30 protein-coding genes are annotated in these 25,168 nt (G+C 64.0%); 21 read left to right on the forward strand and 9 right to left on the reverse strand.

Annotated elements, in window-relative coordinates; all coding sequences use genetic code 11:
- Positions 1-3 precede the first annotated feature (3 nt).
- The 11 genes from gspE to ACTIGF_RS08535 are packed head-to-tail and all read left to right on the forward strand — an operon-like array spanning position 4 to position 8,795.
- Positions 4-1,488 carry a type II secretion system ATPase GspE gene (gspE, locus tag ACTIGF_RS08485; protein ID WP_439636441.1) on the forward strand — a complete coding sequence of 495 codons (1,485 nt, stop codon included), beginning with the start codon at positions 4-6 and terminating at the stop codon, positions 1,486-1,488.
- Entirely contained in the window at positions 1,475-2,695 is a 1,221-nt protein-coding gene (locus ACTIGF_RS08490; protein ID WP_439636442.1) for a type II secretion system F family protein, read from the forward strand. Before gspE ends, ACTIGF_RS08490 begins: the two co-directional genes overlap by 14 nt.
- 24 nt (positions 2,696-2,719) lie before the next feature.
- A complete protein-coding gene (gene gspG / locus ACTIGF_RS08495; RefSeq protein ID WP_439636443.1) occupies positions 2,720-3,181 on the forward strand; it encodes a type II secretion system major pseudopilin GspG in 462 nt (153 codons plus the stop codon).
- A complete protein-coding gene (locus tag ACTIGF_RS08500) occupies positions 3,181-3,726 on the forward strand; it encodes a GspH/FimT family pseudopilin (protein WP_439636444.1) in 546 nt (181 codons plus the stop codon). The genes gspG and ACTIGF_RS08500 overlap by 1 nt, the downstream gene beginning before the upstream one ends.
- Positions 3,723-4,091, forward strand: a complete 369-nt coding sequence (gspI, locus tag ACTIGF_RS08505; RefSeq protein ID WP_439636445.1) for a type II secretion system minor pseudopilin GspI — start codon at positions 3,723-3,725, stop codon at positions 4,089-4,091. Before ACTIGF_RS08500 ends, gspI begins: the two co-directional genes overlap by 4 nt.
- Entirely contained in the window at positions 4,088-4,753 is a 666-nt protein-coding gene (gspJ, locus tag ACTIGF_RS08510; protein WP_439636446.1) for a type II secretion system minor pseudopilin GspJ, read from the forward strand. The genes gspI and gspJ overlap by 4 nt, the downstream gene beginning before the upstream one ends.
- A complete protein-coding gene (gene gspK, locus ACTIGF_RS08515; RefSeq protein WP_439636447.1) occupies positions 4,750-5,769 on the forward strand; it encodes a type II secretion system minor pseudopilin GspK in 1,020 nt (339 codons plus the stop codon). The genes gspJ and gspK overlap by 4 nt, the downstream gene beginning before the upstream one ends.
- Positions 5,769-7,049, forward strand: a complete 1,281-nt coding sequence (gene gspL / locus ACTIGF_RS08520) for a type II secretion system protein GspL (RefSeq protein WP_439636448.1) — start codon at positions 5,769-5,771, stop codon at positions 7,047-7,049. The genes gspK and gspL overlap by 1 nt, the downstream gene beginning before the upstream one ends.
- Positions 7,046-7,552 (forward strand): type II secretion system protein GspM, encoded by a 507-nt coding sequence (gspM, locus tag ACTIGF_RS08525; protein ID WP_439636449.1) that lies wholly within the window; start codon positions 7,046-7,048, stop codon positions 7,550-7,552. The genes gspL and gspM overlap by 4 nt, the downstream gene beginning before the upstream one ends.
- The gene (gspN, locus tag ACTIGF_RS08530) at positions 7,552-8,292 is read left to right on the forward strand and encodes a type II secretion system protein N (RefSeq protein WP_439636450.1); all 741 of its coding nucleotides are present in this window, start codon (positions 7,552-7,554) and stop codon (positions 8,290-8,292) included. Before gspM ends, gspN begins: the two co-directional genes overlap by 1 nt.
- Positions 8,293-8,294: 2 nt before the next feature.
- Complete coding sequence (locus ACTIGF_RS08535) at positions 8,295-8,795, forward strand: hypothetical protein (RefSeq protein ID WP_439636451.1); 501 nt, start codon at positions 8,295-8,297, stop codon at positions 8,793-8,795.
- On the opposite strand, the gene ACTIGF_RS08540 is transcribed toward ACTIGF_RS08535, so the two are convergent.
- Positions 8,792-9,280 (reverse strand): prepilin peptidase, encoded by a 489-nt coding sequence (locus tag ACTIGF_RS08540; RefSeq protein ID WP_439636452.1) that lies wholly within the window; start codon positions 9,278-9,280, stop codon positions 8,792-8,794. The genes ACTIGF_RS08535 and ACTIGF_RS08540 overlap by 4 nt on opposite strands.
- Before the next feature lie 48 nt (positions 9,281-9,328).
- Positions 9,329-10,477 (reverse strand): questin oxidase family protein, encoded by a 1,149-nt coding sequence (locus ACTIGF_RS08545; RefSeq protein ID WP_439636453.1) that lies wholly within the window; start codon positions 10,475-10,477, stop codon positions 9,329-9,331.
- Between the two features lie 94 nt (positions 10,478-10,571).
- On the opposite strand from ACTIGF_RS08545, the gene soxR reads away from it, so the two are divergent.
- Positions 10,572-11,018, forward strand: coding sequence for a redox-sensitive transcriptional activator SoxR (gene soxR, locus ACTIGF_RS08550; protein WP_439636454.1), 447 nt, complete (start codon positions 10,572-10,574; stop codon positions 11,016-11,018).
- A 37-nt stretch (positions 11,019-11,055) separates the two neighbouring features.
- Here the strand turns inward: soxR and ACTIGF_RS08555 are convergent, their stop codons facing one another.
- Positions 11,056-11,322 carry a hypothetical protein gene (locus tag ACTIGF_RS08555; protein WP_439636455.1) on the reverse strand — a complete coding sequence of 89 codons (267 nt, stop codon included), beginning with the start codon at positions 11,320-11,322 and terminating at the stop codon, positions 11,056-11,058.
- Positions 11,323-11,533: 211 nt separating this feature from the next.
- On the opposite strand from ACTIGF_RS08555, the gene ACTIGF_RS08560 reads away from it, so the two are divergent.
- The gene (locus ACTIGF_RS08560) at positions 11,534-12,706 is read left to right on the forward strand and encodes a CaiB/BaiF CoA transferase family protein (protein WP_439636456.1); all 1,173 of its coding nucleotides are present in this window, start codon (positions 11,534-11,536) and stop codon (positions 12,704-12,706) included.
- Position 12,707: 1 nt separating this feature from the next.
- Here ACTIGF_RS08560 and ACTIGF_RS08565 read toward each other — a convergent pair whose 3' ends face one another.
- Positions 12,708-13,460: a GntR family transcriptional regulator gene (locus ACTIGF_RS08565; RefSeq protein ID WP_439636457.1), complete on the reverse strand. Its 753-nt coding sequence runs from the start codon at positions 13,458-13,460 to the stop codon at positions 12,708-12,710.
- Positions 13,461-13,550: 90 nt separating this feature from the next.
- Complete coding sequence (locus tag ACTIGF_RS08570; RefSeq protein ID WP_439636458.1) at positions 13,551-14,333, reverse strand: enoyl-CoA hydratase/isomerase family protein; 783 nt, start codon at positions 14,331-14,333, stop codon at positions 13,551-13,553.
- A gap of 187 nt (positions 14,334-14,520) precedes the next feature.
- Here ACTIGF_RS08570 and ACTIGF_RS08575 point away from each other — a divergent pair, with 187 nt between their 5' ends.
- Positions 14,521-14,736 (forward strand): hypothetical protein, encoded by a 216-nt coding sequence (locus ACTIGF_RS08575; RefSeq protein ID WP_439636459.1) that lies wholly within the window; start codon positions 14,521-14,523, stop codon positions 14,734-14,736.
- 82 nt (positions 14,737-14,818) lie between these two features.
- Here ACTIGF_RS08575 and ACTIGF_RS08580 read toward each other — a convergent pair whose 3' ends face one another.
- The gene (locus tag ACTIGF_RS08580; protein ID WP_439636460.1) at positions 14,819-16,006 is read right to left on the reverse strand and encodes an acyl-CoA dehydrogenase; all 1,188 of its coding nucleotides are present in this window, start codon (positions 16,004-16,006) and stop codon (positions 14,819-14,821) included.
- A 264-nt stretch (positions 16,007-16,270) separates the two neighbouring features.
- On the opposite strand from ACTIGF_RS08580, the gene ACTIGF_RS08585 reads away from it, so the two are divergent.
- Genes ACTIGF_RS08585 through ACTIGF_RS08595 form a run of 3 tightly spaced genes read left to right on the forward strand, consistent with a single transcriptional unit; the run spans position 16,271 to position 18,602 of the window.
- Positions 16,271-16,714 (forward strand): thioredoxin family protein, encoded by a 444-nt coding sequence (locus ACTIGF_RS08585; protein WP_439636461.1) that lies wholly within the window; start codon positions 16,271-16,273, stop codon positions 16,712-16,714.
- A complete protein-coding gene (locus ACTIGF_RS08590; RefSeq protein ID WP_439636462.1) occupies positions 16,711-17,784 on the forward strand; it encodes an NAD(P)/FAD-dependent oxidoreductase in 1,074 nt (357 codons plus the stop codon). The genes ACTIGF_RS08585 and ACTIGF_RS08590 overlap by 4 nt, the downstream gene beginning before the upstream one ends.
- Positions 17,784-18,602 (forward strand): PhzF family phenazine biosynthesis protein, encoded by an 819-nt coding sequence (locus ACTIGF_RS08595; protein ID WP_439636463.1) that lies wholly within the window; start codon positions 17,784-17,786, stop codon positions 18,600-18,602. Before ACTIGF_RS08590 ends, ACTIGF_RS08595 begins: the two co-directional genes overlap by 1 nt.
- Positions 18,603-18,608: 6 nt before the next feature.
- Here the strand turns inward: ACTIGF_RS08595 and ACTIGF_RS08600 are convergent, their stop codons facing one another.
- Positions 18,609-19,160 carry a hypothetical protein gene (locus tag ACTIGF_RS08600; protein WP_439636464.1) on the reverse strand — a complete coding sequence of 184 codons (552 nt, stop codon included), beginning with the start codon at positions 19,158-19,160 and terminating at the stop codon, positions 18,609-18,611.
- A 165-nt stretch (positions 19,161-19,325) separates the two neighbouring features.
- Here ACTIGF_RS08600 and ACTIGF_RS08605 point away from each other — a divergent pair, with 165 nt between their 5' ends.
- Positions 19,326-20,624, forward strand: coding sequence for a trypsin-like serine peptidase (locus tag ACTIGF_RS08605; RefSeq protein WP_439636465.1), 1,299 nt, complete (start codon positions 19,326-19,328; stop codon positions 20,622-20,624).
- A 7-nt stretch (positions 20,625-20,631) separates the two neighbouring features.
- Here ACTIGF_RS08605 and ACTIGF_RS08610 read toward each other — a convergent pair whose 3' ends face one another.
- Positions 20,632-21,645 carry a DUF481 domain-containing protein gene (locus tag ACTIGF_RS08610; protein WP_439636466.1) on the reverse strand — a complete coding sequence of 338 codons (1,014 nt, stop codon included), beginning with the start codon at positions 21,643-21,645 and terminating at the stop codon, positions 20,632-20,634.
- A 154-nt stretch (positions 21,646-21,799) separates the two neighbouring features.
- Between ACTIGF_RS08610 and ACTIGF_RS08615 the strand changes: the two genes are divergently transcribed.
- On the forward strand, positions 21,800-22,534 hold the full coding sequence (locus ACTIGF_RS08615; RefSeq protein ID WP_439636467.1) for a lysoplasmalogenase: 735 nt from the start codon (positions 21,800-21,802) through the stop codon (positions 22,532-22,534).
- Here the strand turns inward: ACTIGF_RS08615 and rpoH are convergent.
- Positions 22,531-23,421, reverse strand: coding sequence for an RNA polymerase sigma factor RpoH (rpoH, locus tag ACTIGF_RS08620; RefSeq protein WP_439636468.1), 891 nt, complete (start codon positions 23,419-23,421; stop codon positions 22,531-22,533). The genes ACTIGF_RS08615 and rpoH overlap by 4 nt on opposite strands.
- Before the next feature lie 215 nt (positions 23,422-23,636).
- Between rpoH and ACTIGF_RS08625 the strand changes: the two genes are divergently transcribed.
- Together ACTIGF_RS08625 and ACTIGF_RS08630 are read left to right on the forward strand one after the other, a co-directional pair.
- Positions 23,637-24,155 (forward strand): GNAT family N-acetyltransferase, encoded by a 519-nt coding sequence (locus ACTIGF_RS08625; RefSeq protein ID WP_439636469.1) that lies wholly within the window; start codon positions 23,637-23,639, stop codon positions 24,153-24,155.
- A 76-nt stretch (positions 24,156-24,231) separates the two neighbouring features.
- Positions 24,232-25,119: a bile acid:sodium symporter family protein gene (locus tag ACTIGF_RS08630; RefSeq protein WP_439636470.1), complete on the forward strand. Its 888-nt coding sequence runs from the start codon at positions 24,232-24,234 to the stop codon at positions 25,117-25,119.
- Positions 25,120-25,168 lie beyond the last annotated feature (49 nt).

The raw sequence follows: 25,168 nt of genomic DNA on the forward strand, positions 1-25,168 counted from the left end.
GTCTTGAAGCCTCTGAATTACGGGTTTGCGCGCGAGCGCGGCGTGGCGCTCCAGACCGGGGACGCCCCGGTCTTCTTGCTGCGCGAGGATTTTGATCCGCTGGCGCTTCTGGAAGCGCGTCGGGCGGCGGGCGCCGCACTCGAGATGCGCACCCTGGATGCGCGCGCCTTTGATCGCGCCCTGTCAGAAATCTACGCCTTTGACGGCCTCGCTCATTCCATGTCCGACACGGTTGAGGATGCGGCGGGCGAGAGCCTGTCTGACATCATCAACGACATCCCCAAGACCGCGGACCTGCTCGACAGCGCCTCTGATGCGCCGATCATTCGCCTGATCAACGGGTTGATCGCCGAGGCCGTGCGGTCGGGCGCGTCTGACGTGCATGTGGAGCCGTTTGAAGACCGGGTGTCCGTGCGCCTGCGTGTGGATGGCGTCTTGCGCGAAATGGTGTCGCTGAGCGGGCGGCTCGCCCCGCCTCTGATCAGCCGCATCAAGGTGATGGCGCGTCTCGACATCGCCGAGAAACGTGTGCCCCAGGACGGGCGCCTGACACTGACGCTCGCGGGCAAGGGCGTGGATGTGCGCGTGTCGACTCTGCCCTCGCGCTATGGCGAGCGCGTGGTGCTGCGCCTTCTGGACAAGGACAGCGCGCGCTTCACTCTCGATCAGCTGGGCATGTCCCCGGCGCAGCTTGCAGATTTTCAGGCCGTGCTGGCCCAGCCCAACGGGGTGGTGCTGGTGACCGGCCCGACGGGGGCGGGCAAGACCACGACGCTGTATGCCGGACTCAACCTTCTCAATGACCAGACCCGCAACATTCTCACCGTGGAAGACCCGGTGGAGTATGCCGTCGAGGGCGTGGGCCAGACCCAGGTCAACACCAAGGTCGGCATGACCTTCGCCGCCGGTTTGCGGGCGATCCTGCGTCAGGACCCCGACGTGGTGATGGTGGGCGAGATCCGCGATGTGGAGACCGCCGAGATCGCGGTTCAGGCCTCGCTCACGGGGCACCTCGTTCTGTCGACCGTGCACACCAATTCCGCCGCCGCCGCGGTGACGCGCCTTCGCGATATGGGCGTTGAGAGTTATTTGCTGGCCACCACGATCAAGGCGGTGGTGGCCCAGCGTCTGGTGCGTCGGCTGTGCCCGTCCTGCAAAGAGGCCTATGAGCCGGATGCGGGTGAGCGCCGCATGATGGAGCTTGGCGAGGGCGAGCGCGCGATCCTCTATCGGCCCAAAGGCTGTGACGCCTGCGGCGGTTCGGGCTTTTCCGGGCGTCGGGGCGTGTATGAGCTTTTAGTGGTGGATGACGTTATCGCCTCGATGATCCACGAGGATGCGCGCGAAAACGAGATTGCGCGCCACGCCTTTAAGACACGCCATACGCTGTGGCGGTCCGGCGTTGAGCTGGCCAAGGCTGGTGAAACCAGCCTGGCCGAAGTGATGCGGGTGTGTCGCGAGGATGGCGAGCGCGATGGCGGCGTTTGAGTACGAAGCCCTGGACGCGGCGGGCAAGCGCACCAAAGGCCTGTTGTCTGCGGACTCCGAAGCCGCTGCGCGCAAGGAGTTGCGTCGTCGTCGACTGGCGCCGCTGTCGGTCGGTCGCGCCAGCGATCGTTCAGAGAGCGGCGTTCTAAAAACCCTGTTTAAGCCTAAAGGCTTGTCTGAAGAGGATCTGACGGGCGTCACGCGCCAGCTCGCAACCTTGATCGACGCCGGCATGCCGATTGAAGAAGCAGTCGGACTGATTGGCGGTCAGGCTGACAAGGCGCAGGTGGAGCGCGTGCTGATGGGCGTGCGCGAGAAGGTCACGGAAGGCGAACGCCTGTCAGAGGCCATGGCCGCCTATCCTGACAGCTTCCCCGGCGTGTATCGCGCCATGGTCGCGGCCGGTGAAGGCGCAGGCGGTCTGGGCCGCGTGCTCGACCGGCTGGCGGAGTATCTGGAAAAGGCGGGCGCCTTGAAGCGCCGGGTCGGCGCGGCGCTGATCTATCCCAGCGTCCTGGGCGCCGTGGCGCTGTTGGTGGTGTGCGTGCTTCTTGTGGCAATCGTGCCCAAGATCGCCGAGCAGTTTGACACCATGAACATGACCTTGCCGCTGCTGACGCGGGTCATGATCACGCTGTCCAATGGCTTGCAGGCGAGCTGGCCGGTTCTGTTGTTGCTGCTTCTGGGGGCTGGGCTGGTCTATGCGGTCGCGATCCGGCGCGAGCCGGTGAAGCGCGCGGTGCAGAGCACGCAACTGGGGCTGCCGGGGTTGGGCGGGTTCGCCCGCAAGGTCGAGGCGGCGCGGTTTGCGCGCACCATGGCGATCCTGATCAATGCCGGCGCTGTGCTGCCGGAAGCTTTGCGCGCGGCGCGCCGGGCGTCTGACAACCTGCCCTTTCAGGATATGATGAGCAGCGTGATCGACAAGGTCGAGACCGGCAAAGGGCTGGCCGATGCGCTTCGTCAGGCGCGCTGGTTCCCGCCGCTGATGGTCTACATGGTCGCCGCCGGGGAACGCTCAGGCCGTCTTGCGGAGATGTTTGAGCGCGCCGCCGAACATATGGAAGCGGATGTGGACGGCGCCATCACGGTGGGTTTGAGCCTTCTGGAGCCGGGGATCATCATCGCCATGGCCGTGGTGGTGGTCGGGATCGTGTTATCGATCCTGTTGCCGATCCTGCAACTGAACACCGCCGCGCTGGGATAGTGCGGCCAGCAAGGAGACTGAGACATGCTGCTCACCGATCATGACGCGCGCCGTCTCGAGGACGACGAAGCCGGGCTGAGCCTGGTTGAAGTGATGGTTGTGGTGGTGATCATCGGGCTTCTGGCCACGATCATCACCATGAACGTCCTGCCCATGCTGGGCCAGGCGAACTCTTCGACCGCCGCCACCCAGATCAGCCAGCTTGAGCAGGCGCTGGAGACCTATCGTCTGCGCATGGGGCGGTATCCCGGCACCGACGAAGGGCTTGAGGCTCTGGTGACCCCGCCGTCCGATGCGCGTCTGGCGACCCGGTTTCCTGAAGGCGGCTTCATCAACAATCTGCCGGCCGACCCTTGGGGCAATGAATTCCTCTACCTCTATCCCGGCGAGCATGGCCGTTTTGACGTCTGGACCTATGGCGCGGATGGTCGTGAAGGCGGCGAGGGCGAGGACGCTGATATCGGCAACTGGACTGAAGAGTCGTAGTGACCCGGACTGCGCCCCGATCCTGTCAGGCGGGCGTCTCGCTGGTGGAGACGCTGGCGGCGCTGGCGATCATCGCGCTGGTGACGGGCGTGGCCGTGGTGATGCTGCGCCCTGAAGACGCGCCCGAACAGATTGAGGGCGAGGCGCTAATGCGTGCGCTCGATGAAGCGCGGCAGGATGCGCTGGTGACGGGGCGGCATGTGGGTTTTGCGGCGCGCTTTGACGGTCGCGGCTATCAGTTCTTCCAGTTTGAGGACGGCCTCTGGCGTGTGCGCACTGACCATCCAGCCTTTGACGCGCATCGCTTTGAAGACCCTGATCTGGTGCTGACGGTGCAGTCCGGCGCGATCGCAAGACGGGACGAGACCGGTCTGTCCTCCGGCGCTCCTGACATTCCCGCGCCTGAAGTCTGGTTTGATCCGACGGGCTTTGACCAACCCTTCGTCTATGAGTTGCGCAGCGCGCTGGGCGTGCGCCGCATTGCGCGGGACGGGCAGGGGCATCTGAGCCTTATGGACCCTGAAACGCCGGGGACGGCGTCATGACCGGGCGTCTGCAAGCCGGGTTCTCGCTGATCGAGATGCTGGCGGCGCTGACCATTCTGGCGCTGGCGGGCGTGGCGTTGATGAACGCGCTGACCACGTCCACGCGCTCGGCCGCTCTGGCGCGGGAGATGACCCTGGCGCAGATCGCCGCGCAGAACCTTCTCAGTGAACAGATCCTCGACACAGATCCAGATCAGATGCGTGAACGGACGGGCGAGTATGCGCTGGGCGGGCTGAACTTCTCCTGGACGCTGGAGATCGAAGCCACCGGTCAGCCTGATCTTGTTCGCCTGCGTCTGGTGGTCTCCGACCCTGAAACCGAGTCCGTCTATCAGGCGCTTGAAACCCTGCGGAGGACGTCATGAGCGGGCGTCGTGAAGCGGGGTTCTCACTGGTCGAAGTGCTGGCCGCTGTGATGGTTTTTGCGTTGATCAGTTCGATCAGCGTCGGCCTGCTGACCACGTCTTTACGCGCGAAGGAGACGTCTGAAGCCGTGCTGTCCGATCTGGCGGCGGTGCAGCGCATTCATGCGCTCATGGCCGAGGATGTCGGGCAGATGGTGATGCGCACGGTGCGCGATGAAGACGGGCTGACCGATCCGCGCCTGTTCGCGCTGGATGTCGAGGGCGCCGATCCGCTGGCGCCGGCGCGTGAGGGCGAGGCGCGAGAAATTCTGGTGCTGACGCGTACAGGCTGGGCCAATCCGGGCGGCGTGCAGCCGCGTTCTGGCTTGCAGCGTGTGGCGTGGATCTATGACGGCGACCAGCTGTGGCGTGAAGCGGGCGCCTATCCGGATCAGGCGCGCGGCGCGGCCCCGGTGCGCCAGCTGATCGCGTCGGGCGTTTCAGATTTGCGCCTGTCGGCGCTGATGGGCGCGGTATGGACCGACATCGTCCAGGTTCGGCCTGTCCCCAACAGCGAGGGGACCAGCCAGGCGCCACGCGCGCTGCGTCTGTCCTATACGCAGGCCGAGCTGGGGCCGATGGAGCATGTGGTGTTGTCGCCTGCAGCGGAGCGGGGCGCATGAGCGCGCAGCAGACAGACTGGCGCTCTGAGCGCGGCACGGCGCTGATCGCGGCTTTGTTGCTGGTCGCGCTGATGGCGGCGGTTGCCGTGCAGCTGATGGATGTGACGCGTTTCGCGGCCTTCAGGACCGCCCAGATCGATCAGCGCGCCCAGGCCCTGTGGACGGCGCGCGGCGCCCGCGAGCTGGCCGAAGCGGCCTTCCTGAACGCAGGCGAGCCCGGCCGCTCTATAATGCGCCCAGATGAAGCCTGGCTGGCGGGTCCCGTGGTGTTTCCGCTCGAGAACGGCCAGGTGGTCGGGCAGGTGTTTGATCTTAACAACTGTCTGAACATCAACGCTCTGGTGCGGCCTGAAACCTCGGGCGAAGACCGGCTCGGAACAGAGGCCGCGCAATTGGAAACCGAACATTTGCGTCAGGGCTTCTTGCGTCTGTCTGCTGAAATCGGCGTTGGGCCGGGCGAGGCCGAAAGCGTGCTCGCCCAGATCATAGACTGGGTGGATATTGATGGCTCCACAGAGCCGGGCGGCGCGGAAGATCGCGTCTACGCCGCATTCACGCCGCCCTATCGGGCGGCCAATCAGCGCTTCGTCGAGCTGGAGGAATTGCGCGCTCTGCCTGCCATGTCGCCAGAGCTTTATGCGCTTTACCAACCCTATCTGTGCGTCCTGCCGCTGACTGAGCAGCCGCCGCTCAACATCAACACCGTGTCGCTGGACCGCGCAGTGCTGTTGGCGGTGCTGCTGGATGCCGGTCTGACCCCGGGCGACGCTGAGACTGTGCTGTTTCGCCGCCCGCCCGCAGGGTATGAGAGCCTTGAGGAAGTCTGGACTGATCCCCTGATCGCCGCGCTTGAGCTGAGCGATGAGGCGAAGGCGCGGCTGGGCTTGCGCAGCCATTGGTTTCGGATGGAGGTGAGCGTGCGTCTCGCCGATACGCAATTTCAACTTGAGCAGCTGGCCGAGCTGCGCGACAGCAATGATCTGCGCCGCCGCAGCCAGCGCTTTGGAGCCTTTTGATGACTGACGTGCTGATCCTTCAGCCGCCCCGCGCCAGGGCGCAGCAGACCGGCCTTGGCTGGAGCGTGATCCGGTCTGGCGCGGTGATCGCTGAAGGCGTTCTGTCGCCAGGCGACATGTTGGAGCCGCCCCGGACGGTGCAGATCGACCATGCCGTCGTGTTGCTGCCAGCTGAAGAGGTGTTCGTGCGCCGACTTCCGGTGCCGGGCCAGTCTGAACGCGATGCGCGCCGGGCGGCGCCGTTCCTGATCGAAGATCATCTCGCGCAATCTCTTGAAGATGTGCAAGTCGCGTTGGGACCAGTCGGCGCTGATGGCGCACGTTGGCTGACGGCGGTGGACCGCACCGCGCTGAAGGCATGGCGTGAGATGCTCTCGGGGGTTCTGGTCAAGCCGGTTTATGCGCTGAGCGACGCCCTGGCGCTGACGGGTCAAGACGCGGATCTGGCGGTCATGAGCTATGGCGATCGTATTGTGTTCAAGACGCGGACAGGCGATCTGGCCGGGGCCGAGGGCGCGCCGGCGCGCGATCTGGAAGCGGCGTTGTCGGATCCGGTGTGCGGCGCGATTGAGCCGCCAGTGCTGGCTCCCGTCCTGTCCGGGCTCGGGCGCCGTCTCAATCCGCGTCGTATTCTGATCAGTCCTGATCTGGACTTCGCAGCCCTGGCGCAGGGCGACGCATCTGTCTCCGCCACGCGCATCGAGGCGCCTGATCTGCGTCTTGAGGCGGCCGCCCTGACCGTCTCGCACCTTGAAAGCCTGCCGCGCGTGCTGGGCGACGAGTTCGCCACGAGCCTTGATTGGGCGGGTTTGCTCAAACCCTGGCGCTGGGCGGCCGGGCTGGCGCTGACCGCCTTGATCAGCGCGACTGCATTGATGGCGGTGCAGGCGGCGTATCTGGATGATCGCGCCGAACGCTATGAGGCGGCGCAGGCTGAGGCCTTCCGCACGCTGTTTCCCGATGCGCGCATCGTCAATGTCTCGACTCAAATGCGTCAGGCGCTCAATACGATGCGCGGCGGCGCAGACGGCGGGACCGGGTTTCTGCCGTTGGCGTCCGCGCTGGCTGACATGATGCGCGATGTTGACGATGTGCGGGTGGATTCGGTGCGTTATGACGCCAGCCGCGGCGAGTTGTCGGTGACCGCGCTCTATTCCGGCTTTGGCGATTTCGAGCGTTTGCGCAGCGCGGCTGAAGCCCGCGGCGTGGTGCTGGAAGATGGCGGCGCGCGCCAGAGCGCGGCGGGCGTATCGGCTGAATTTACGGTGAGGCTGCCATGAGCGGGCAAGATGTTTTGACGCCCCTGCGGCGGGCCTTTCTGGCGCGGACTGTGCGCGAGCAGGTTCTGTTGGCGGGCCTTGCGGCCTTGCTGGCGCTGACCGTGATCTGGTTCGGGATTCTGGGGCCGGTGATCAGCTGGCGCTCTGATGCGCTGCGAGCGTTCTCACGCTCGGCGGAAGGCTATGAAACCCTGCTGGTTCAGATCGAGGAGTATCGCGCGTTGGCCGCTCAGGTCACAGCGCCGGAAAACCAAGAGCCCTTACGCACCCTGGCGGATCGTACAGCGCGCGAGCGCGCACTGGCGATCAGTCGCGTTCAGCCTCTTGAAGATGGTCGTTTGGGCGTCTGGATGGAGCAGGCGGACGCCAACGCCGTCCTGGCCTGGCTGGACGCTCTGGCGCGCGAGCAGGGCGTGGTGGTTGAGCGGATCAGCCTGGATCGCGAGGCCGATGAACGGGTGCGGGCGCAATTGACGCTGCGCCGTGTGAGCGAGGCGAATTGATGCGCGTTTTTCTGGGTGTGCTGTTCGTCATCGCCTTGATCGCCGGGCTCATCATGTCTGCGCCGGCGCGTCTGGTCTATGACGCGCTTGCCCCCTCTGGCGTGCAGGCGGGACTGGTGCAGGGCACGGTCTGGAACGGGCAGGCGCTTCGGGCGCGCCGCGGTGATCTGGAGCTTCAGCGGGTGCAGACCGCGCTTGATCCGGGCGCGCTGCTCTCGGGCGGGATGCGCGTGCAGACCGAGATCATGGACCCGCGCGTTCAGCTTCGTGCCGTCATCGGCGTGGGGTCCAACAGGATCGATATTCGCGACGCGCAAGGCGTGGTCGCATTGTCCGCCTGGCCGGGCTTTGCCGCCATCCCGGCTTTCAGCCTGGCTGGAGATGCTGTCGTTCAGCTGGACGGGGTGGATGTCAGTCTTGATCAAGACGGGCGATGCCTGTCGGCTGAGGGCGCGATGATGAGCCCGGCGCTCGCCGATCTGGGCGTGCGTTATGATGTGGATCTGCCGATCGTCGACATGTCGCTGTCTTGCGCAGGCGAGCATGTGGCGCTCAGTCTGACAGGATCAGGCCCGACGCTGGATCTGGACGGTATGATCGTGCTGAGTGCGCCTCAGCCGTCATATCGTGTTCGGGCGACGCCGCATGACCCGGCGGCAGGTCCGGTGCTATCACTGCTGGGCTTTCAGGCTGAGGGTGCGGACTGGGTCGCCGAAAGCGGCGCGATGGGAGAGGGATGAGCATGCGGTGGATTCTTGCAGGTCTGAGTGCGCTGGCGGTGAGCGCTTGCGCTGCGACCCCGCTCCAGCCCAGTTCGGCGCCTGCGCCGGCTCAGAGCACGCCTGAGCGCGTGACCAGCCTGCCGCCGCAATCGCTGCAGGACGGGGCATGCGGCGTTTTCCTGTTTGGCGTGGGTGAGCGCCATCCCTTTGTGGTGTTTGAAAACGAACGGGAAAGACGCGCCCTGATCGTTCATGACGGCGCCGTGCATGAGCTGGGCGTGGCGTCTCAAACGGGCGCCTTCGTTATGGGGCAGAGCTTTTCCCGGGTGTATACGACCTCGGCCAGCGCGCAGACCTTCACCCTGAGCGGCGAGGTGGCCGAGGAGACCGGATCCGGGCCGAGACTGACCAATGTCTTGTTGCGGGTGCGCGAGAGCGATGGCTCTGAAACCGTGCGGCCTTTGGGCGGCGTGTATTCGTGCCGCCAAGGCGCGGATCGTCTCGCAGCGTCGCGGCTCTAGAACCCGGCGGGACCGGACAGGCCGCTGCGCTGCAACAGCCAGACAAGAGCGATCCCGAAGGCCAGAAACGGGCCAAAGGCGATCATGCTGTCAGCGGTGACGCGCTTGCGTAAAACGAGCTTCAAGGTGAGCGCGTACAGCAGCGCCGCCAGGCTTGAAAACAACAAGACCGCCGGCAAGGCCAGCGCGCCGCACCAGGTGCCTGCGGCGGCGAACAGCTTGGCGTCGCCCCGCCCCAGGCCGGGCCGTCCGCGCAGGCGCTCATAGCTTTTCTCGATCAGCACCAGGGCGGAATACCCTGCGATCCCTCCCAAAGCATGCAGCCAGACCGGAGCGCCCAGAAGCGCCGCGGCGATCACCCCGCCCGCAATCAGCGGCAAGGTGATCCGGTCTGGCAGAATGAACCGCCGGGCGTCAATCACCGACAAGGCGATCAGGGCGCCCAGCAAGGTCAGGGTCAGAAGAGGGCTGAGGACAGCGGACATACCGCCTTATCCCCTTCTGACGCGGTTTCGCCAAGTCAGGGCGGCAGGTCAGTGTGCGTCCGCTCCCGGCAGAAGTGCGAACGCCTGAGCGATCACGTCCAGAAACACAGGGTTATGCGTGCGCTTGTAGGCGTCCAGCACGGCCTCGGTCAGCTTGATCATATGATCGTCGCCATGCCGGGCGGCGCGCCGGGCGGGGTCGCCGGGCGGCAGGGCCTTGCGCGGGGCTTCACTTTGTAGCGCTAGCGCAGTGAACGCCGCTTTCAGCGCCGCGCCATGCTCAAAGGCTCTGAACAGGAGCTGCCGGCCGACAGCGTCAGGAACGATCTGCGACAGGGTTCGGGCGGCGGCGCTGCCGGTCACTGCATGGGTGAAGACAATGACGGTGTAGGGCGTGCGCGCCAGCGACAGAAAGAGTTTCGCCATCACCGCCATGAGCGCGTCAAATCGGGCGTTCAGATCGCCGGACAGATCCACAAGGCTCACCTCCTCGGCGAAACCTGGCGCGTGGACCAGTTGGGCGTATCCGGTGGTGATCGCGCCTTCGCCCGGCGCATGGTCATCGCTTAACGGCTTGATCCAGCTCAGAGCCGCCTGAAAATCCAGAACGCCCTGGTTTGGCTGGTCCTTGATGGGCAGCGAGCTATGGCGGCTCGCCCATCCCGCCAGCGCGTTCGCGAGAGCGCGCAAGCGCGCGGGCGTGGCGTCAGACTGCAAGGCGCGCACGGCGTGCGCGGTTTGAAGCACGCCATGAGCGGCCGAGCTTGAAAAGCCGAATGCGAGCCGGTTCACCCAGACGGCGGCGACTTCCCGCCAGGGTTGGGCCTCAAGGGCGTCCTGAAAATACGCACGCCAGTCCGCGTAGTGACCCCGAGCGGCGATCAGGTCGGGCCAGTCGTCGGGATTGATGGGACCGGTCTCAGCCTCCACCGGGGTGAAGCTGTCCTGTTCGCGGTCCAGCCAGGCCAGAGCTTCGCGCCCTTGCCCCATGGCGCTCAAGGCCTCCACCACCATGGGCGCATGATTGTAATAGCCGTTGGTCAGCGCCGGTGAGAGCGCGTCCAGACGCTCGAGCGCTGCGTCATGATGGCGATAATCGGAGCGGGTCTTCAACGCGCTTCCAGCGGCTTGGGACAAGGCGCGATCCGCGTGCCAGTTGCGGACATGCGGTTGAGGGCAATCAAGGGCGGCGGTCATGGGAAACTCCAACACTCAGACTTGTGATGTTGGCAAGCGTAATTTCTCAAGCTAACTTGAGGTCAAGGTTTTAAAGTCAAGGAAAAACAATCTGATGGCGCCGCGTCAAAAACTTCTCACCATTGGAGAGCTGTCTGCGCGGACGGGAGTCGCCGTCTCCGCCATCCGCTATTACGCCGATGGCGGGCTGGTGCACGCCTATCGCACCAATGCTGGTCAAAGGAGGTTTGCGCGCGCCGATATCCGCCGTGTCTCCTTCATTCTGATTGCGCAGCAATTGGGGCTGAGCCTTGAGGAGATACGCAGCACGCTTGAGCATCTTCCCGAAGGACGGACGCCGAGCAAGGCGGACTGGTCGCGGATTTCAAAGGGCATCAAGGTGCGGGTGGAGGCCCGCATTGCAGAGCTTGAGCGCATCCGAACCCGTCTGGACGGCTGTATCGGCTGTGGGTGCCTGTCGCTGGAAACCTGCCAGCTCTACAATCCCGGGGACAAAATGGGCAAACAGGGCAGCGGCCCCAGGCGCTTGTTGGCGGACTGACCCTGCGCCGGGCAGGGCCAGTGGCCGCCATGCGGGATTAAAGCGGGTAGTCGCGTTCTGGATCCACGCCAGCCGTTTCGATGAATTTGCGGATCTGCCGGACTTCATCTTTGGGGAGGGCGTGAGAGGCGTGATGAAAATTGGCGGTATGGCCGCCCAGAGTGACAGCGAATTTCGCGCCGGACCGCTCACTGATCTCGGCGCCCAGCTCCATCAGAACATGCTCCACATCGGCGGGCGAGAGGTTGGCGGGCTCCGGGTGAGCGAACAGGGCGTGCAGGGTTTTGCGGTGCTTGTGATTCATTTCAATATCTCTTTTTGAAGGCGTGCTCCCACCTTGTCAGGCTCTGTGTAACGGGGGAATGCGACCCTCTGTCTCGCACGAACCCAAAATCAACCAGCTGAAAACATGATGATATTGAGACTATTCACGCTAAAGTCGTAGACGTGCTTGGCCACTTCCTGTCTTTCCGTTAACATTTTCGGGAAATGGAAAGTGAGACTGTGGGTTCCCCATGCATCAGCCTTTGAGCGGTCTTCGAATTCTAACCCTCGAACAATACGGCGCAGGGCCTTACGGTACGCAATTGCTGGCCTCTCTGGGTGCGGACGTGATCAAGATCGAAAACCCGTCCGTGGGCGGCGACAGCGCACGCCTCGCGGGTCCTTATTTTCTCGGCGATCATGACAGCGAGTTTTTCCAGACCTTCAACCGGGGCAAGCGCTCCATGTCGCTGGATCTCAAGGATCGCGGTGATCGCAGGATCTTTGATCGTCTGGTGATGAGCGCGGATGCCTGCGCCAATAATCTGCGCGGTGATCAGGCCGCGGAATTGAAGGTGGATTACGCCCATCTCAGCGCGGTGAAGCCCGATATCGTCTGTGCGCACCTGTCCGCCTATGGCCGGCAGGGCGCGCGTATGCACTGGCCAGGATATGACTATCTGATGCAGGCCGAAGCGGGCTTGATGGCGATGACCGGAGAGCCGGACACGCCGCCCACGCGCTTTGGCATGTCGATGATTGATTATATGGGCGGCACGATGATGGCGCTGGGGCTGGTTTCGGCGGTGCTGGGCGCCAAGCGCACGGGCCGCGGCTGTGATGTGGATGTATCGCTGTTTGACGCGGCCCTGCACCAGCTCTCCTATTCGGCCACATGGTTTCTCAATGAGGGAAAGTGCGCCGAACGGCTTGAACGCTCCGCCCATCCCTCGGTCGCTCCCAGCCAGCTGTTCCGGACCGCGGATGGCTGGATCTTCGTGATGTGCCAGCTGCCGAAATTCTGGGGCGCGTTCTGCAAGGCGGTGGGGCGGCCAGATCTTCTGGATAATCCTTGCTATGCCGACATGGCGGCGCGCCGGGCGAACCGGGCGAAGCTGCAGGATGAGCTGGACGCGTTCTTGTCGACGCGAACGACGGCGGAATGGATGACGGTGCTGGGCGGCGTGGCGCCCGTGGCCCCGGTCAATTCCATGGCGTGCGCGCTGTCTTCGCCCCAGGCGCGACACATGATCGAGACCGTGCCGCATCCCGATAAGCCAGACGGGCTGAAAATGATCCGCGATCCCTTCCGGATCAACGGCGCGCCGACGCCGACACGCCGCGCGCCCAAGCTGGGCGAGGACACCCGCGCCATTCTCGATGAAATGCTGTCAGACTCCCATGGGGACCAGGCGGCGGAATAGGCTAGTCCACTTCGCGCTGCATGGTCATTTCATAGGTGAAGCGATCCGCCGGATGTACGGTGTCGGACAAGGCGATGATGCGCCCGCCCTTGTCGTAATAGCGCCGCATGGTGCGCAACACGGCGGTGCCGGCTTCCGCATCCAGCGCTTCAGCTTCGGTATCGGTCAGAAGCCCGCCAGAGATCGTCTGCTCGATCCGTGCGGTGGGCGCGCCGCGTTCGGTCGCCATCCATTCGGTGACGCCGCCGTTCAGCTCGACGAACACGTCCACCGGCGGCGCCAGGTCGGACCGGATATACATGTCAGTCAGGGCGAGCGGCGCCCGATCGGGCTGCCCGCGCAAACCATGCACATGCAGATAATCGCTGCCCGGCGCCACGCCGAAGGCGCGCGCGACCGCCGGGTCCAGCGGGCCTGTATGCTGACGGATCGGTTTCAGACGGGCTGTGCGCGTGTACTGCATCAGATCGTCCACACTGCCCAGGCGCTGCGCGTAGCCCGCGCGCGCTTCGGACGCGACGACGACCGTGCCGGCGCCGCGGCGTCGCGCGATCAGACCCGCCTCGGCCAGCAGGCGCAGCGCTTCACGCACAGTATGGCGCGACACGCCATATTGTTCAGTGAGGGCGTGCTCGGTGGGCAAAAGCTCGCCGACCGCCGGATGGCCGGATGCGATCCCGGAGCGAAGGGTTTCCGCCAGCGTCATATAGCGCGGCGCACTGGAAATCGGTTCTACGCCTGAATGATCGGACACAGGATTCTCCCGCCTGAAAAGACGCCGCTAACATAATCGCTGCATCCAGGAATGCGAGGCGCGCCTGCATGGTGCAGGGCAACACGAGGATCAGGGTTTGGGGAAATCCGGATGCCGTTTGTCCAGAAAGGCCTTGTAGCCTTCCTGGAAATGCTCGCCGGAAAACGCCTCCAGAAACAGCGCCCGTGTCCGTTCGCAGTCCTGGTCCTGCCCGGCCTCAATCAATGCGATCATCTGTTTGGTCACCTTGGCGGTGTGACTGGAGGCGCGGGTGATGTGGTTGGCGTAATCATTGACGGTTTCCTTGAGGATGCCTGACGGCGTCAGCCGGTTGATCAGGCCGATCTGCAGCGCGGTTTCCGCATCAATCAACCGCGCGGTGAACAGCAAATCTTTGGCGGCTGCAGACCCCACCGCGTTCACCAGTCGGCGCGTATCATTGAAGGGGTACACAAGCCCCAGCCGCGCCGGGGTGACGCCAAAGCGCGCGCCCTGAGCGGCGAAACGCAGATCACAGGCCAGGGCGAGGGCGCAGCCGCCGCCCACACAGGCGCCTTCAATGGACGCGATTGTGGGTTTGGGAAAGCGGGCGAGCCCGTCCAGCGCGTCTCCGATAGCGCGCGAATAGGCCTCTGCCCGTTCGGGCGTGGCGTAGACGTCCTCAAATTCGGAGATGTCCGCGCCGGCCGCAAATGCGCCGCCTTTGCCGCGTACAATCAAAACCTGGATGTCGCTGTCAGCTTCGGCTTCCGCCAACAGCTCGGAAATCTCCCGCCACATCGCCTCAGTCAGCGCATTATGCTTGGCGGGCCGATTGAGCACCAATGACGCGACCGCGTCGTGTCGGGTGAGATAGACCGGTTCATCGTGCATGGTTTTGCCCTGGAACGCTTTCCGAACTGAATTGTTTCTTGCGCCAGATTGCAGTGAATCGTCAAGAAACTAGGGGTGAGACGTAATGTCTCCGGAGTAGAAAAATTGTCCGTGTCCTGTCAAAAAACTTGACACCCGAACCGTAAAGTGACAGTTTTATAACGGTGAGCAATCAATGGAGGTCCACATGTCTCATTTTGTTGGTGTGGGTCTGATCGCCGCCTGGTTGGCTTTTGCTGTGTTGGCGCCGCGTCTGGCGTCAGCTGAAGTGACAAGCCTACTGGCCTTGGTCGGCATGGCGCTGACCCTGGTCGTCCTGTTCGCCACTGGCCGGCTGACACGGCCGGATCCGCTGGCGTTGAACCTGACGGGACGGCGTCCGTACTGGGAAACGCGCTCTTAAGCGCTCATCCTCGGACAGACCCTATAAAAAAACCCCGGCGCTTCGGCGCCGGGGTTTTTTGTTGTGACGGCGAAGGCGGGGCTCAGGAAAACGCCTGAAGCCCGGTCATGGCGCGGCCCAGGATCAGGGCGTGAACGTCATGAGTGCCCTCATAGGTGTTCACCGTTTCCAGGTTAATGGCGTGGCGCAGGATATGGTATTCCTCGGCGATGCCGTTGCCGCCATGGATGTCGCGCGCCTCGCGGGCGATGGCCAGGGCCTTGCCGCAATTATTGCGCTTCATCATGGAGATGGCTTCAGGCAGCCAGGCGCCCTGGTCCATGAGACGCCCGAGCTGCAGCGCGCCTTGATAGCCCAGCGCGATCTCGGTCTGCATGTCGGCGAGTTTCTTTTGCACCAGCTGGGTGCCGGCGATCGGCTTGCCGAACACGACGCGGTCCATGGCGTAATCGCGGGCGGCGTGCAGGCAGAACTCGGCCGCCCCCATGGCGCCCCAGGCGATGCCGTAGCGCGCCTTGTTCAGGCAGGAGAACGGACCGCGCAGGCCTTTGACATGCGGCAGCAGGTTCTCTTCCGGAACAAATGCGTCATTGAGCGAGATTGAGCCGGTGATCGAGGCGCGCAGGCTCAGCTTGCCTTCGATCTTGGGGCAATCAAAACCGTCAGTGCCCTTGTCGACGATGAAGCCGCGGATTTCGCCGTCGAGCTTGGCCCAGACTACGGCGAGGTCAGAGATCGGCGAATTGGTGATCCACATCTTCGCGCCGTTCAGCACATAGCCGCCATCGACTTTCTTGGCGGTGGTGCGCATGGCGCCCGGATCAGAGCCGCCATCGGGCTCGGTCAGGCCGAAACAGCCCACATATTCGCCGCTGGCGAGCTTGGGCAGGTATTTGTGTTTCTGCTCTTCGGTGCCGAAGGCCTCGATCGGATACATGACGAGGGAGGACTGCACGCTCATCGCCGAGCGATAGCCGGAATCAATCGCTTCCACTTCGCGGGCGATCAGGCCGTAGGCCACATGGGACAGGCCCGCGCCGCCGTATTCCTCGGCCACGGTCGCCCCCAGAAGGCCCATCTCGCCCATCTCGGTCATGATGGCGCGATCAAAGCTTTCCTCGCGATAGGCGTCGACCACGCGCGGCAACAGCTTCTCGCGGCAATAGCTGCGCGCGCTGTCGGCGATCATGCGCTCGTCTTCACTCAGCTGTTGCTGCAGATGCAGCGGGTCTTCCCAGGAAAAGCTGAGGCCGGTGTCTTTCGCCGCCATGAGGATATCCTTCTTCGTCTCTTGCAGCCTTATATGGCCCGTCACCGGCCTCAAGGCCAGCCGGGCCGAGGCCTGTCTTCGTTCATGGCCGAGGGTGGTAGCGGAGGGAGCGACCAGCGGGCAAGCGAGGCGTAACGTCTTCACTGTGATTTTCAGCGTCTGACACAGGTGTGACCACAGGCGGCGCCGTCTCAATCTGGACCTTTCCACTTGAAGGGCGCAGGTTTGGATGCAGATTTTGACGCTGAAGTCCGGAGCGCCCCGATGAACCGCCCAATTTTGCCTGACGCGACTGACATAGCGGATATGGCGACGCCGTATGGCTCTGCGCCTGATCCCAGGGGCGCGCTCGGAAACGCTGAATACGCAGCCCGCTCGGGCAAGCGAGTGCTGGCGGTGTTTGGCGCGGACTGGTGCCCGGATGCACGCCGCTTCGCCAGCGTGCTCGCCTTGCCGCAGCTGCAGGACTTTCTGAGCGAACGCTATGAGGTCGTGCTGATCGATGTGGGCCGGTATGACAAGAATATCGATCTGGCGGCCAGCTATGGACTGGACAAGGTTGAAGGCGCCCCCGCCATTATCGTGGCGGATGGCGACGGCCGCGTGATCAATCCCGGCGGCGCCTATGACTGGCGCACCGCCCGCTCGCGTCGGCCGCAGGAGTTTGCGGACTTTCTCGCCGTCTACGCCGAGGCGCCCGCCCCATGACACGCCATGTGGTGCTGGTCGGTGCGGGGCACGCCCATATGGAGGCGCTGAGGCAGGCGCGCCGTTTCGCCAACGCCGGTCTGTCTCTGACCCTGATCGATCCGGGCGCCTTCTGGTATTCCGGCGCCGCGACGGGCGTCTTGTCGGGGGCGCTGGAACCGGACGCCGCCCGCCTGAATCCGTCCGATCTGGGGGGACCGTTTGAGCATGTGCGCCAGCGCGTGGTTTCGGTGGACCCGCACGCGAAGACCGTGACGTTGGAGGACGGCGAACGCCGCGCCTATGATGTCTTGTCCTTGAACACGGGCAGCCGCATCGCCGAGACGCCCTTGCTGGCGGCGGGGGCGATACCGGCCAAACCTGTCAGCGCCCTGGCGGGTCTGCGCGCGACGCTGGAGGCCAATCTCGGTCAGTTGCGACTGGCGGTGGCGGGGGCTGGCGCGACGGGCGTCGAGATCGCCTTGTCCATGGCCAGCTTGCAGCGACGCCTGGGCGCGCGGCCGCAAACCTTGCTGGCCGGGCCAGAGCTGATGCCGGGCTGGCCGGATCGGGCGCGGCGTCTGGCGCTGGAGGCGATGGCCCGCTGCGGCGTGGAATATGTCCCCCACCGCGTGCAGGATTTGTCGCTGGGCCTGGTGCATTTCGGGCAGCGCAAGGTCGCGCCGGTGGACATCCTGGTGGCGGCGACCGGCCTCAGCGCCAATGTGCCAGACGGGCTGGATGCGTCAGAGGCGGGCTTGCCGATCAACACGGATTTATCCTGGACCAGGGACGCGGCGGTCTTCGCAATTGGCGATTGCGCGTGCATGGTGAAACATCCCCGCCCCAAGCTGGGCGTGTTCGGGGTGCGCGCCGCGCCGATTCTGATCCAGAATCTGATCGACGCCGCGATGGGGCGTCAGGCGCGTCGTCACTACACGCCGCAATCACGCTGGCTGTCGATTCTGGATGTGGGCGATGGCACCGGACTGGCGCGCTATGGCGATCTGGCGTTCCAGGGCAAGCCGGCCTTGAAACTCAAACGCTGGCTCGATGGCCGCTTCCTGGAACGCTACAGGGTGGAGCACTGATGGAATTTCCCTACGCCGAGATACACGCCTTTCCCGACGGACAGGCCCCCCACACCGGCAATCCGGCAGGTGTCGTGCTGCTGCATCGCGACTTGCCCGATGCGGACCTTCTGGGCGTTGCGCAATCCAACAATTTGTCTGAGACCGCCTATCTGAAGGCCATGGGCGAGAAGGACCAATGGGCGCTGCGCTGGTTCACGCCGGGGCTGGAAGTGGAGCTGTGCGGGCATGCGACGCTCGCCTCGGCCGCCTGGCTGTTTGAAACCGGACGGGTGATCGGCCCTGAGGCGCGCTTTCACACCCTGTCGGGCCTATTGAAAGTCACCGCGCTGGAGGCTGGCCGGTATCAGATGGATTTCCCGCAGATCGGGTTCGAGCCAGGGCAGGGCGACGCCGCTGTGATCGCCGCGATGGGCGCGGAGGAGGCGCCCGAAGCCGTTTACGAGATCGAGCGGGTGCACGGCAATCGCTACCAGATGCTGGTCTATGCAGATGAAGCAGTCGTGGTCGGGCTCAATCCCGACATCAAGGCGCTGGCGGCGACGCGCACCAATGTCATCGCGACAGCGCCGGGTCGAGCCTCTGATTTCGTGTCGCGCTTTTTCGGGCCGGCCAGCGGCGTGGATGAAGATCCGGTGACGGGCTCGGCGCATTGCACGCTGGCGCCGTACTGGTTTGACCGTTTGGGAAAAACGGCGCTGAAAGCCCGGCAAGTCGGCCCGCGCCCGGGCGCACTGGAAGTGGTCGCCGGAGCTGCGGGCCGTGTCTTGCTGGTCGGATCCGCCAAACGGTATCTGGATGGCGTCATCCGGATCTAGCGCGCTCTAGTGGCGACCGCGGCCATGTCCACGGCGGTTATGATCCCAATCCCGGCCTCGGCCGCGGGCATGGTGATCGCGGCCCTGACGGCCTCGCACCACCTGGACCGGGACCTGGCCCCAGCGGGTCTCCACAAAGAACTCGCCCGTGCGGCGGTCCAGATAGGCGCGATCAGGACGCAGGCGTTCGCCGGTGCGGCCCTCGCGCAATTCACGACGGCTGGGGACGTACTCCCATGACCGCGCCGGGCAGTCGATGACGCGGCGGTCGCGGCGATCTTCACGGCGGTCGCGCCAGCCGGTGTCATAGCGGCGGTCGCGACGGTCTTCGCGCAGATCCGGGCAGGTCCGGGCGTACACGACGAAATGACCTTCCGGGCCGTTCCAGCGTCCGCCGCGATGATGCGGTTCATGTCCGCGATTGCGGCCATAACCCTGAACGGTCGCAGTTGCCGCCGTTGTGACGCTGGCGGTCGCCGTCTGCGCGACGGCCGGGGTTGCGGTGGCGGCCAGTCCCGCGAAGGCGGCGGCCGCAGCAAGTTTGGCGAACATATGCATGGTGTCTCTCCTTCATCGTTGGCCTGGCGGCCTGATGGGAGCACTCTGGGGGTTCGCACCTGAACGCGGGCTGGGCTATGCCTTCATGTTCTATTCAACCAGATGAATGATACTGTCGGTCAAAGGCGCAAGGGGGCGCGCCACAGACGTACTGGGGACCACCATATGATCAAATCCGTTTTGGCCGCCGCGGCGGGCCTCATGCTAATTGCGGGCGCCGCGCAGGCTCAGGAGCTCGACTGGCCGCAAGGCGCGGCTGACGCGTTCTCCAGCCGCGATTATCAGCGCCTTCTGCACCAGGTGACCAAGCCGGGGGCCAACCCTGTCGCCGGAGCCAGCGCCGTGGCTGGTGACGACAGCTGTCGCTACGCCAATGACAATGAATGCGACGAGCCGGGACTGGGCACGGGCGCGTGTACAGCGGGCACCGACCGGTCTGATTGCTGGCGATTGATGGAAGGGATCGAGGACGATTCCTGCCAATGGGCCAATGACGGCGAGTGCGATGAGCCGGGCTTCGGCACCGGCGCCTGCGTTCAGGCCACCGACCGCACCGATTGCGGCCCGCTGATCGAATTGCGCTTTCGCAATGACCGGTGTGACACGGCCTTTAACGGCATTTGTGAAGAGCCGGGCGTCGGCAATGGCGCGTGTGAAGAGCGTTCAGATCGGGCGGACTGCATTGGCCGCGAGCGCCCGATGACGATCCAGGACCACTATTTCGGCAATGATGACCGGGTTTTGATGGATACCGGCGTGTTTCCGTGGAGCGTGGTGGGGTATATCGAGTTTGATGCAGGCGGAACCTGTACGGCGACCCTGATTGGCGAGGATGTGCTGATCACGGCGGCGCATTGCATTTCTGAAGACGGTCGGATCGACGCGGCTGGCGTGTTCCACACGGGCGAGAACCTGCCCGACGGCCCGCGTTCGGCGCGCGTGATCGACTATCTGATGGATGAAAACTGGGATGAGGCGGAGTTCAGCGCGGGCGATACGCTGGATGGCACCGACTGGGCGATGCTGCGTCTGGACCAGCCGCTGGGCGCGGAGCTGGGTCATGTGGGTTATGAAGCGCTGATCGATGATCAAGGATCGCGCGCCGCCTTGCGCGCGCCGATCCGCCAGGCGGGCTATTCGTGGGACACCGGCACAAACCTGTCAGGCAATCTCGATTGCCGCATCATCGAGGTCTTTGACGACAATACGATGGCGCATAATTGCGACACCACACGGGGCGATTCCGGCTCTCCGTTCATGACCGAGCGCAATGGCGAATGGCGGATTGTGGCGACGGATTCAAACTTCCGCTCCAACCCCGACGGCCCTTTCATCTACATCGCCGCGCGATCAGACCGCTGGACGCCGATGGTCGAGGATTTTGCGGCGGGGCGCATCGGCAATGGCGGCTTGCGGCCGCAAGGGCCTGGCAAGCCCGGAAAGCCCGAACCGGTCAAGAAGTAGGGCGCGCCTAGAATTCCCGGATCAGGGCGAGGTCGGTGCGGCTGTCACCGGCCTCAAACCCGGGTTCGGGATCAAATTCATAGCGAAAGCGATAGCGCACTTCCAAGGACCACAGCTCGCCCAGATCCGTGTTCAGGCGGAATAGCTGGTCAGCGCGTGCGCTGTTGGAGGCCAGAAGCCGCGTCTCTGATTCAAGGCGCATGGTGTCGCTAAGCTGCAGCTCCATGTCAGACAACAGGTCGAACGCGCCTTCCAGATAGTCGCCATTGTCGACTTCGCTGATATAGCGCACGCCTGGCGCGGCCCGCAGCGTCCACTCCACCTTGTCGCCTTGCAGCGCGCGATAACCGGCGCCGACGCCCAGAAAACCCGTCCAGTCAAAGCCTGACACCTGGTCACGCTCCCATTCGGTGTTGCTGAACAGGGTCCAGCGCTCGCCGGCTTCCCGTTCCCCGCGGGCTTTCAGGATCAATTCGTCCCGGCCAACATTGTCGTCGACTTCGGAATAGGAATAGGTCGCGCTGGTCTCAAACCCCCAGCCCACCAGTTCGCGCTCCGCGCCCAGACCCAGCGTATAGTCCAGACGTTCGGTGTCACCGCTATCCGCACGCACGCCCAGACGCACCTTGCCCGTCCAGAGTTCAGATTGCGCCCGGCTGATCAGCTGAACGGCGCTGGCTGGCGCGGCGATCCAGAACGGGTCTCGCTTGGCGGCCTGCGCCGTGTCCATGGCCGCGTCGGTCCCGACGGCGATTACGGCCGGCTCCGGCGCCGGGGTCACGGGCGCTATTGGCAAGCCCAGAATGCGACGGGCGGTCACGCCATGGCGGTGTGAGATGCGCGCGGCCCCCGCTGCAATGCGTTCTGCAGACCGGGTCAGCGCCAACACGCTCACTGCATTGGTGAAAATCGCATCGTCTTCTTCAGCCGCCGCCGCCGTCAGCAACGCCTGATAGGGCGGCTCCAGACCCTCCGCCGGAGACAGGGCGAGCGCGGAGGCGGCGAGAGCGGGCAAGATCATCGGCGGCGGACTCCAGACAGAGATAGGAAAATAAACACACTCGACGAAATGTGACAAACCCCCGGACCTGCAAAATGGCTCGGTGACTTGACGCTTGCGCAGGAAAACGGCACGCCTTTGACCTGATTGGCGCCCAAACATGACGAGACCGTTTATGACCGACCCTGCCTCTGATCGCTACGCCCGCACAGAACCTTTGTTTCCGGACTGGGCGGCGCCCATCTATCTGTGGGTGTCGGTGGCGGCGTCGGTGATTTATCTGGGTCTGGACCTGACCACGTATTCCATGCCGGGACTGGCGTTGACCAAGGCCCTGGGCATTATCTTGCTGGGTGTTTACGCGCTGTTGAAACGTGCGCCCGTGCTGGCGCTGGCCCTGATGCTGTCAGCGGGTGGGGATTATGCGCTGGCGATGAAACCGCCGCAGCTGGAGGCCGGGATCGGCTTTTTCGGTGCGGCGCATCTCACCTATATCGCCATCTTCGCCCTGATGGTGATGGGGGGCGGCCTCAAGCGCGAGGGGCTGGTTCTGGCGGGGGGGCTGTTCGTCTTCGGCGTCGCCATGTGGCTGTGGCTCAGCCCTGGCATGGGGGCGTTGACCGTACCCGTCAGTCTCTATCTGGGGATTATCCTGGTGATGGCGATGGCGGCGGGCCTGGTCCAGGCGTCCAATCTCATCGTCATCGGCGCGCTGTTGTTCGTGGTGTCAGATTCCGTCATCGCGATGCGCTGGTTCCGCGACGTACTGGTCTTTGAAGACAGCCTCGACTGGGGCGGGGTGATCGTCTGGGTCACCTATTACGCTGCGCAGCTGTGCCTGACCCTGGGCGTGGTGCGCGCCAGGGCCGGGGCGAAAGCTCAGACTGTGAACACGGAAGTCTCCGCCTAGGCGGGCATCAGGCCGCGTTCTTCAGCGAGCCGTTTCATCTCGTTTTGCAGCTTTTCAAACGCGCGCACCTCGATCTGGCGGATGCGTTCGCGGCTGACTCCATAGACCTGCGCAAGGTCTTCGAGGGTTTTCGGTTCTTCGGTCAGGCGGCGTTCCTGGATGATGTTCTGCTCACGCTCGTTGAGCGCGCCCATGGCTTCCTGAAGCAAAGTCATGCGGGTGCTGAATTCATCAGATTCCGCCAGCTCTTCCTCAGCATCGTCCGCATTGTCGTCGGCCAGCCAGTCCTGCCATTCCGCTTCGCCGTCCGCGCGCATCGGCGCATTGAGCGAGGCGTCGGGGCCAGACAGGCGCCGGTTCATGGAAATCACATCATCATCGGTGACGCCCAGCTTGGTGGCGATATGCTCGACCTGATCGGGGTGCAGATCGCCTTCTTCCAGGGCGCGCATCTGGCTTTTCATCCGGCGCAGATTGAAGAACAGCTTTTTCTGGGCTGCGGTGGTGCCCATTTTCACCAGCGACCAGGAGCGCAGGATGTATTCCTGGATCGAGGCGCGGATCCACCACATGGCGTAGGTGGCCAGGCGGAAGCCCTTGTCGGGATCAAACTTCTTCACCGCTTGCATCAGGCCCACATTGCCTTCGCTGATCACTTCCGCGATCGGCAGGCCATAGCCGCGATAGCCCATGGCGATCTTGGCGACGAGGCGCAGGTGCGAGGTGACAAGCTGGTGGGCGGCGTCAGAATCCTCGTGTTCCTGCCAGCGCTTGGCCAGCATGAACTCCTGGTCTTTTTCCAGCATGGGGAATTTGCGGATCTCCGCGAGATACCGCGACAGACCGGCTTCCGGCGACATTGTCAGCGCTGATTTCATATTCGCCATGTGTCACTCCCCAGTGAGCCCTTGGCGCCGACAACATGACCAGCGCCGCGTTCATTTAGGTAGCCCATTTCCAGATTAACAGGGGTCACAAGCCAGTGAGGCTGAAACACAATCCTTCGGGCCCGCAGACTAGAACAGAAAATGGCGCCCGGATTAAGGCCTGGCGCGGAAAGAATGTATTGCCCTGAAGGACGAGCCTCGCGAAAACTCACCGCATGACTATTTCAGTGAGACAGGCCCGTCCGGGCGATCATGATGCGCTGGCTCTGGTGGGCGCAGCGACATTTCTGGAAAGCTATGCCGGCGTCGTGGACGGGGGCGCCATCATCCGCCATTGCGCCGAGCGGCATACGCCGGAGGTGTATGCGCAGGCGCTGGAAACGCCCGGCCATGCGCTCTGGCTGGCCGAGCAAGACCCCGGCGCGGCGCCTGTGGGGTATCTGCACCTGACCGCTCCTGATCTGCCGGTTGAAACACGCGCTGACGATCTTGAGATCAAGCGCATCTATGTGCTGGCGAGCCTGCATCGTTCGGGTCTGGGGCGGCGTTTTCTGGACGCGGCGATTGATCATGCCGTCGCTGTGAGCGCCAAGCGCCTTCTACTCGGCGTCTACAAGAACAACACCCGTGCGCTCGCCTTTTATGACCGTATGGGGTTTGAGAAAATCGGTGTTCGCCAGTTTGATGTGGGTGGGCGCATCTATGATGACTGGGTGTTGGCGCTGACGGTTTGAGGGCCCCCGAGGAACCGCAAAAACCACAATTGAAATATGCCTTTATGCGCTCTCTTAAGCGCTTTAGGGTGTGGGCATGGATACTCTGTTCGCCCAAGTTCTGCTGCCGCTCGCCCTGGCCTTCATCATGTTCACCCTCGGGGTGGGACTGACGCCGGCCGATTTCAAACGCATCGCTTTGCAGCCCAAGGCGTTTCTTGTGGGGACGGCGCTTCAGTTCATCTCCCTGCCCCTGATCGCCATCGTGCTGGTGGCGTTCCTGCCGATCCCGCCGATCGTGAAAGTGGGCGTGGTGTTGCTCGCGGCGTGTCCGGGGGGAACCACCTCCAATCTGCTCACCCATATGGCGCGCGGGGATGTGGCGTTGTCAGTCTCTCTGACCGCCGTCACGTCGCTGGCGTCCGTCGTGACCGTGCCGCTGGTTCTGATGGTGGCTTTGGCGCTGTTCATGGGGCCGGATGCGCCCCAGGTGGGCATGGTGTCCACGGGTGTGGTGATTTTTGCGCTGACGGTGATCCCGGTCGCGCTGGGCATGGTGTTGCGACAGGTCGCTCCGGGTGCGGCTCTGGCGCTTGAGCGCAATTCGCGCTTCATGTCGGCCCTGGTATTCACCGCAGTTGTTGCGGCGACGATCATCAATGAAGGTCTCGGCGAGACCCTGCGCCGCCTGACGCAGGCGGGCGCTGTGTCGTTGGCGCTGAATGTGGCGGCCATGGCGGTGGCGTTCGCGGTGTCGAGCTGGATGGCGTTCAAGATGCGCCAGCGCATCGCGCTGACGCTCGAATGCGGCTTGCAGAACGCCACGCTCGCCATTGTGGTGGCGAGTTCCTTGCTGGGCGATATCGACTACGCCATGCCCGCCGCGATCTACGGCCTGATGATGTTCGCCACGGCGGGCGTGTTCATCCTGTGGGCGCGGCGCTGGTCAAAGGCGGCTGTGCGCGCCCGGGCGATGGCGCGCTAGATCCGCTCCAGAGTCAGGGCGATGCGCTGGCGCATCTATGAATACTGAG

The organism is Oceanicaulis sp., assembly GCF_051859625.1.
In the GTDB taxonomy this organism is placed as follows: Bacteria; Pseudomonadota; Alphaproteobacteria; order Caulobacterales; family Maricaulaceae; genus Oceanicaulis.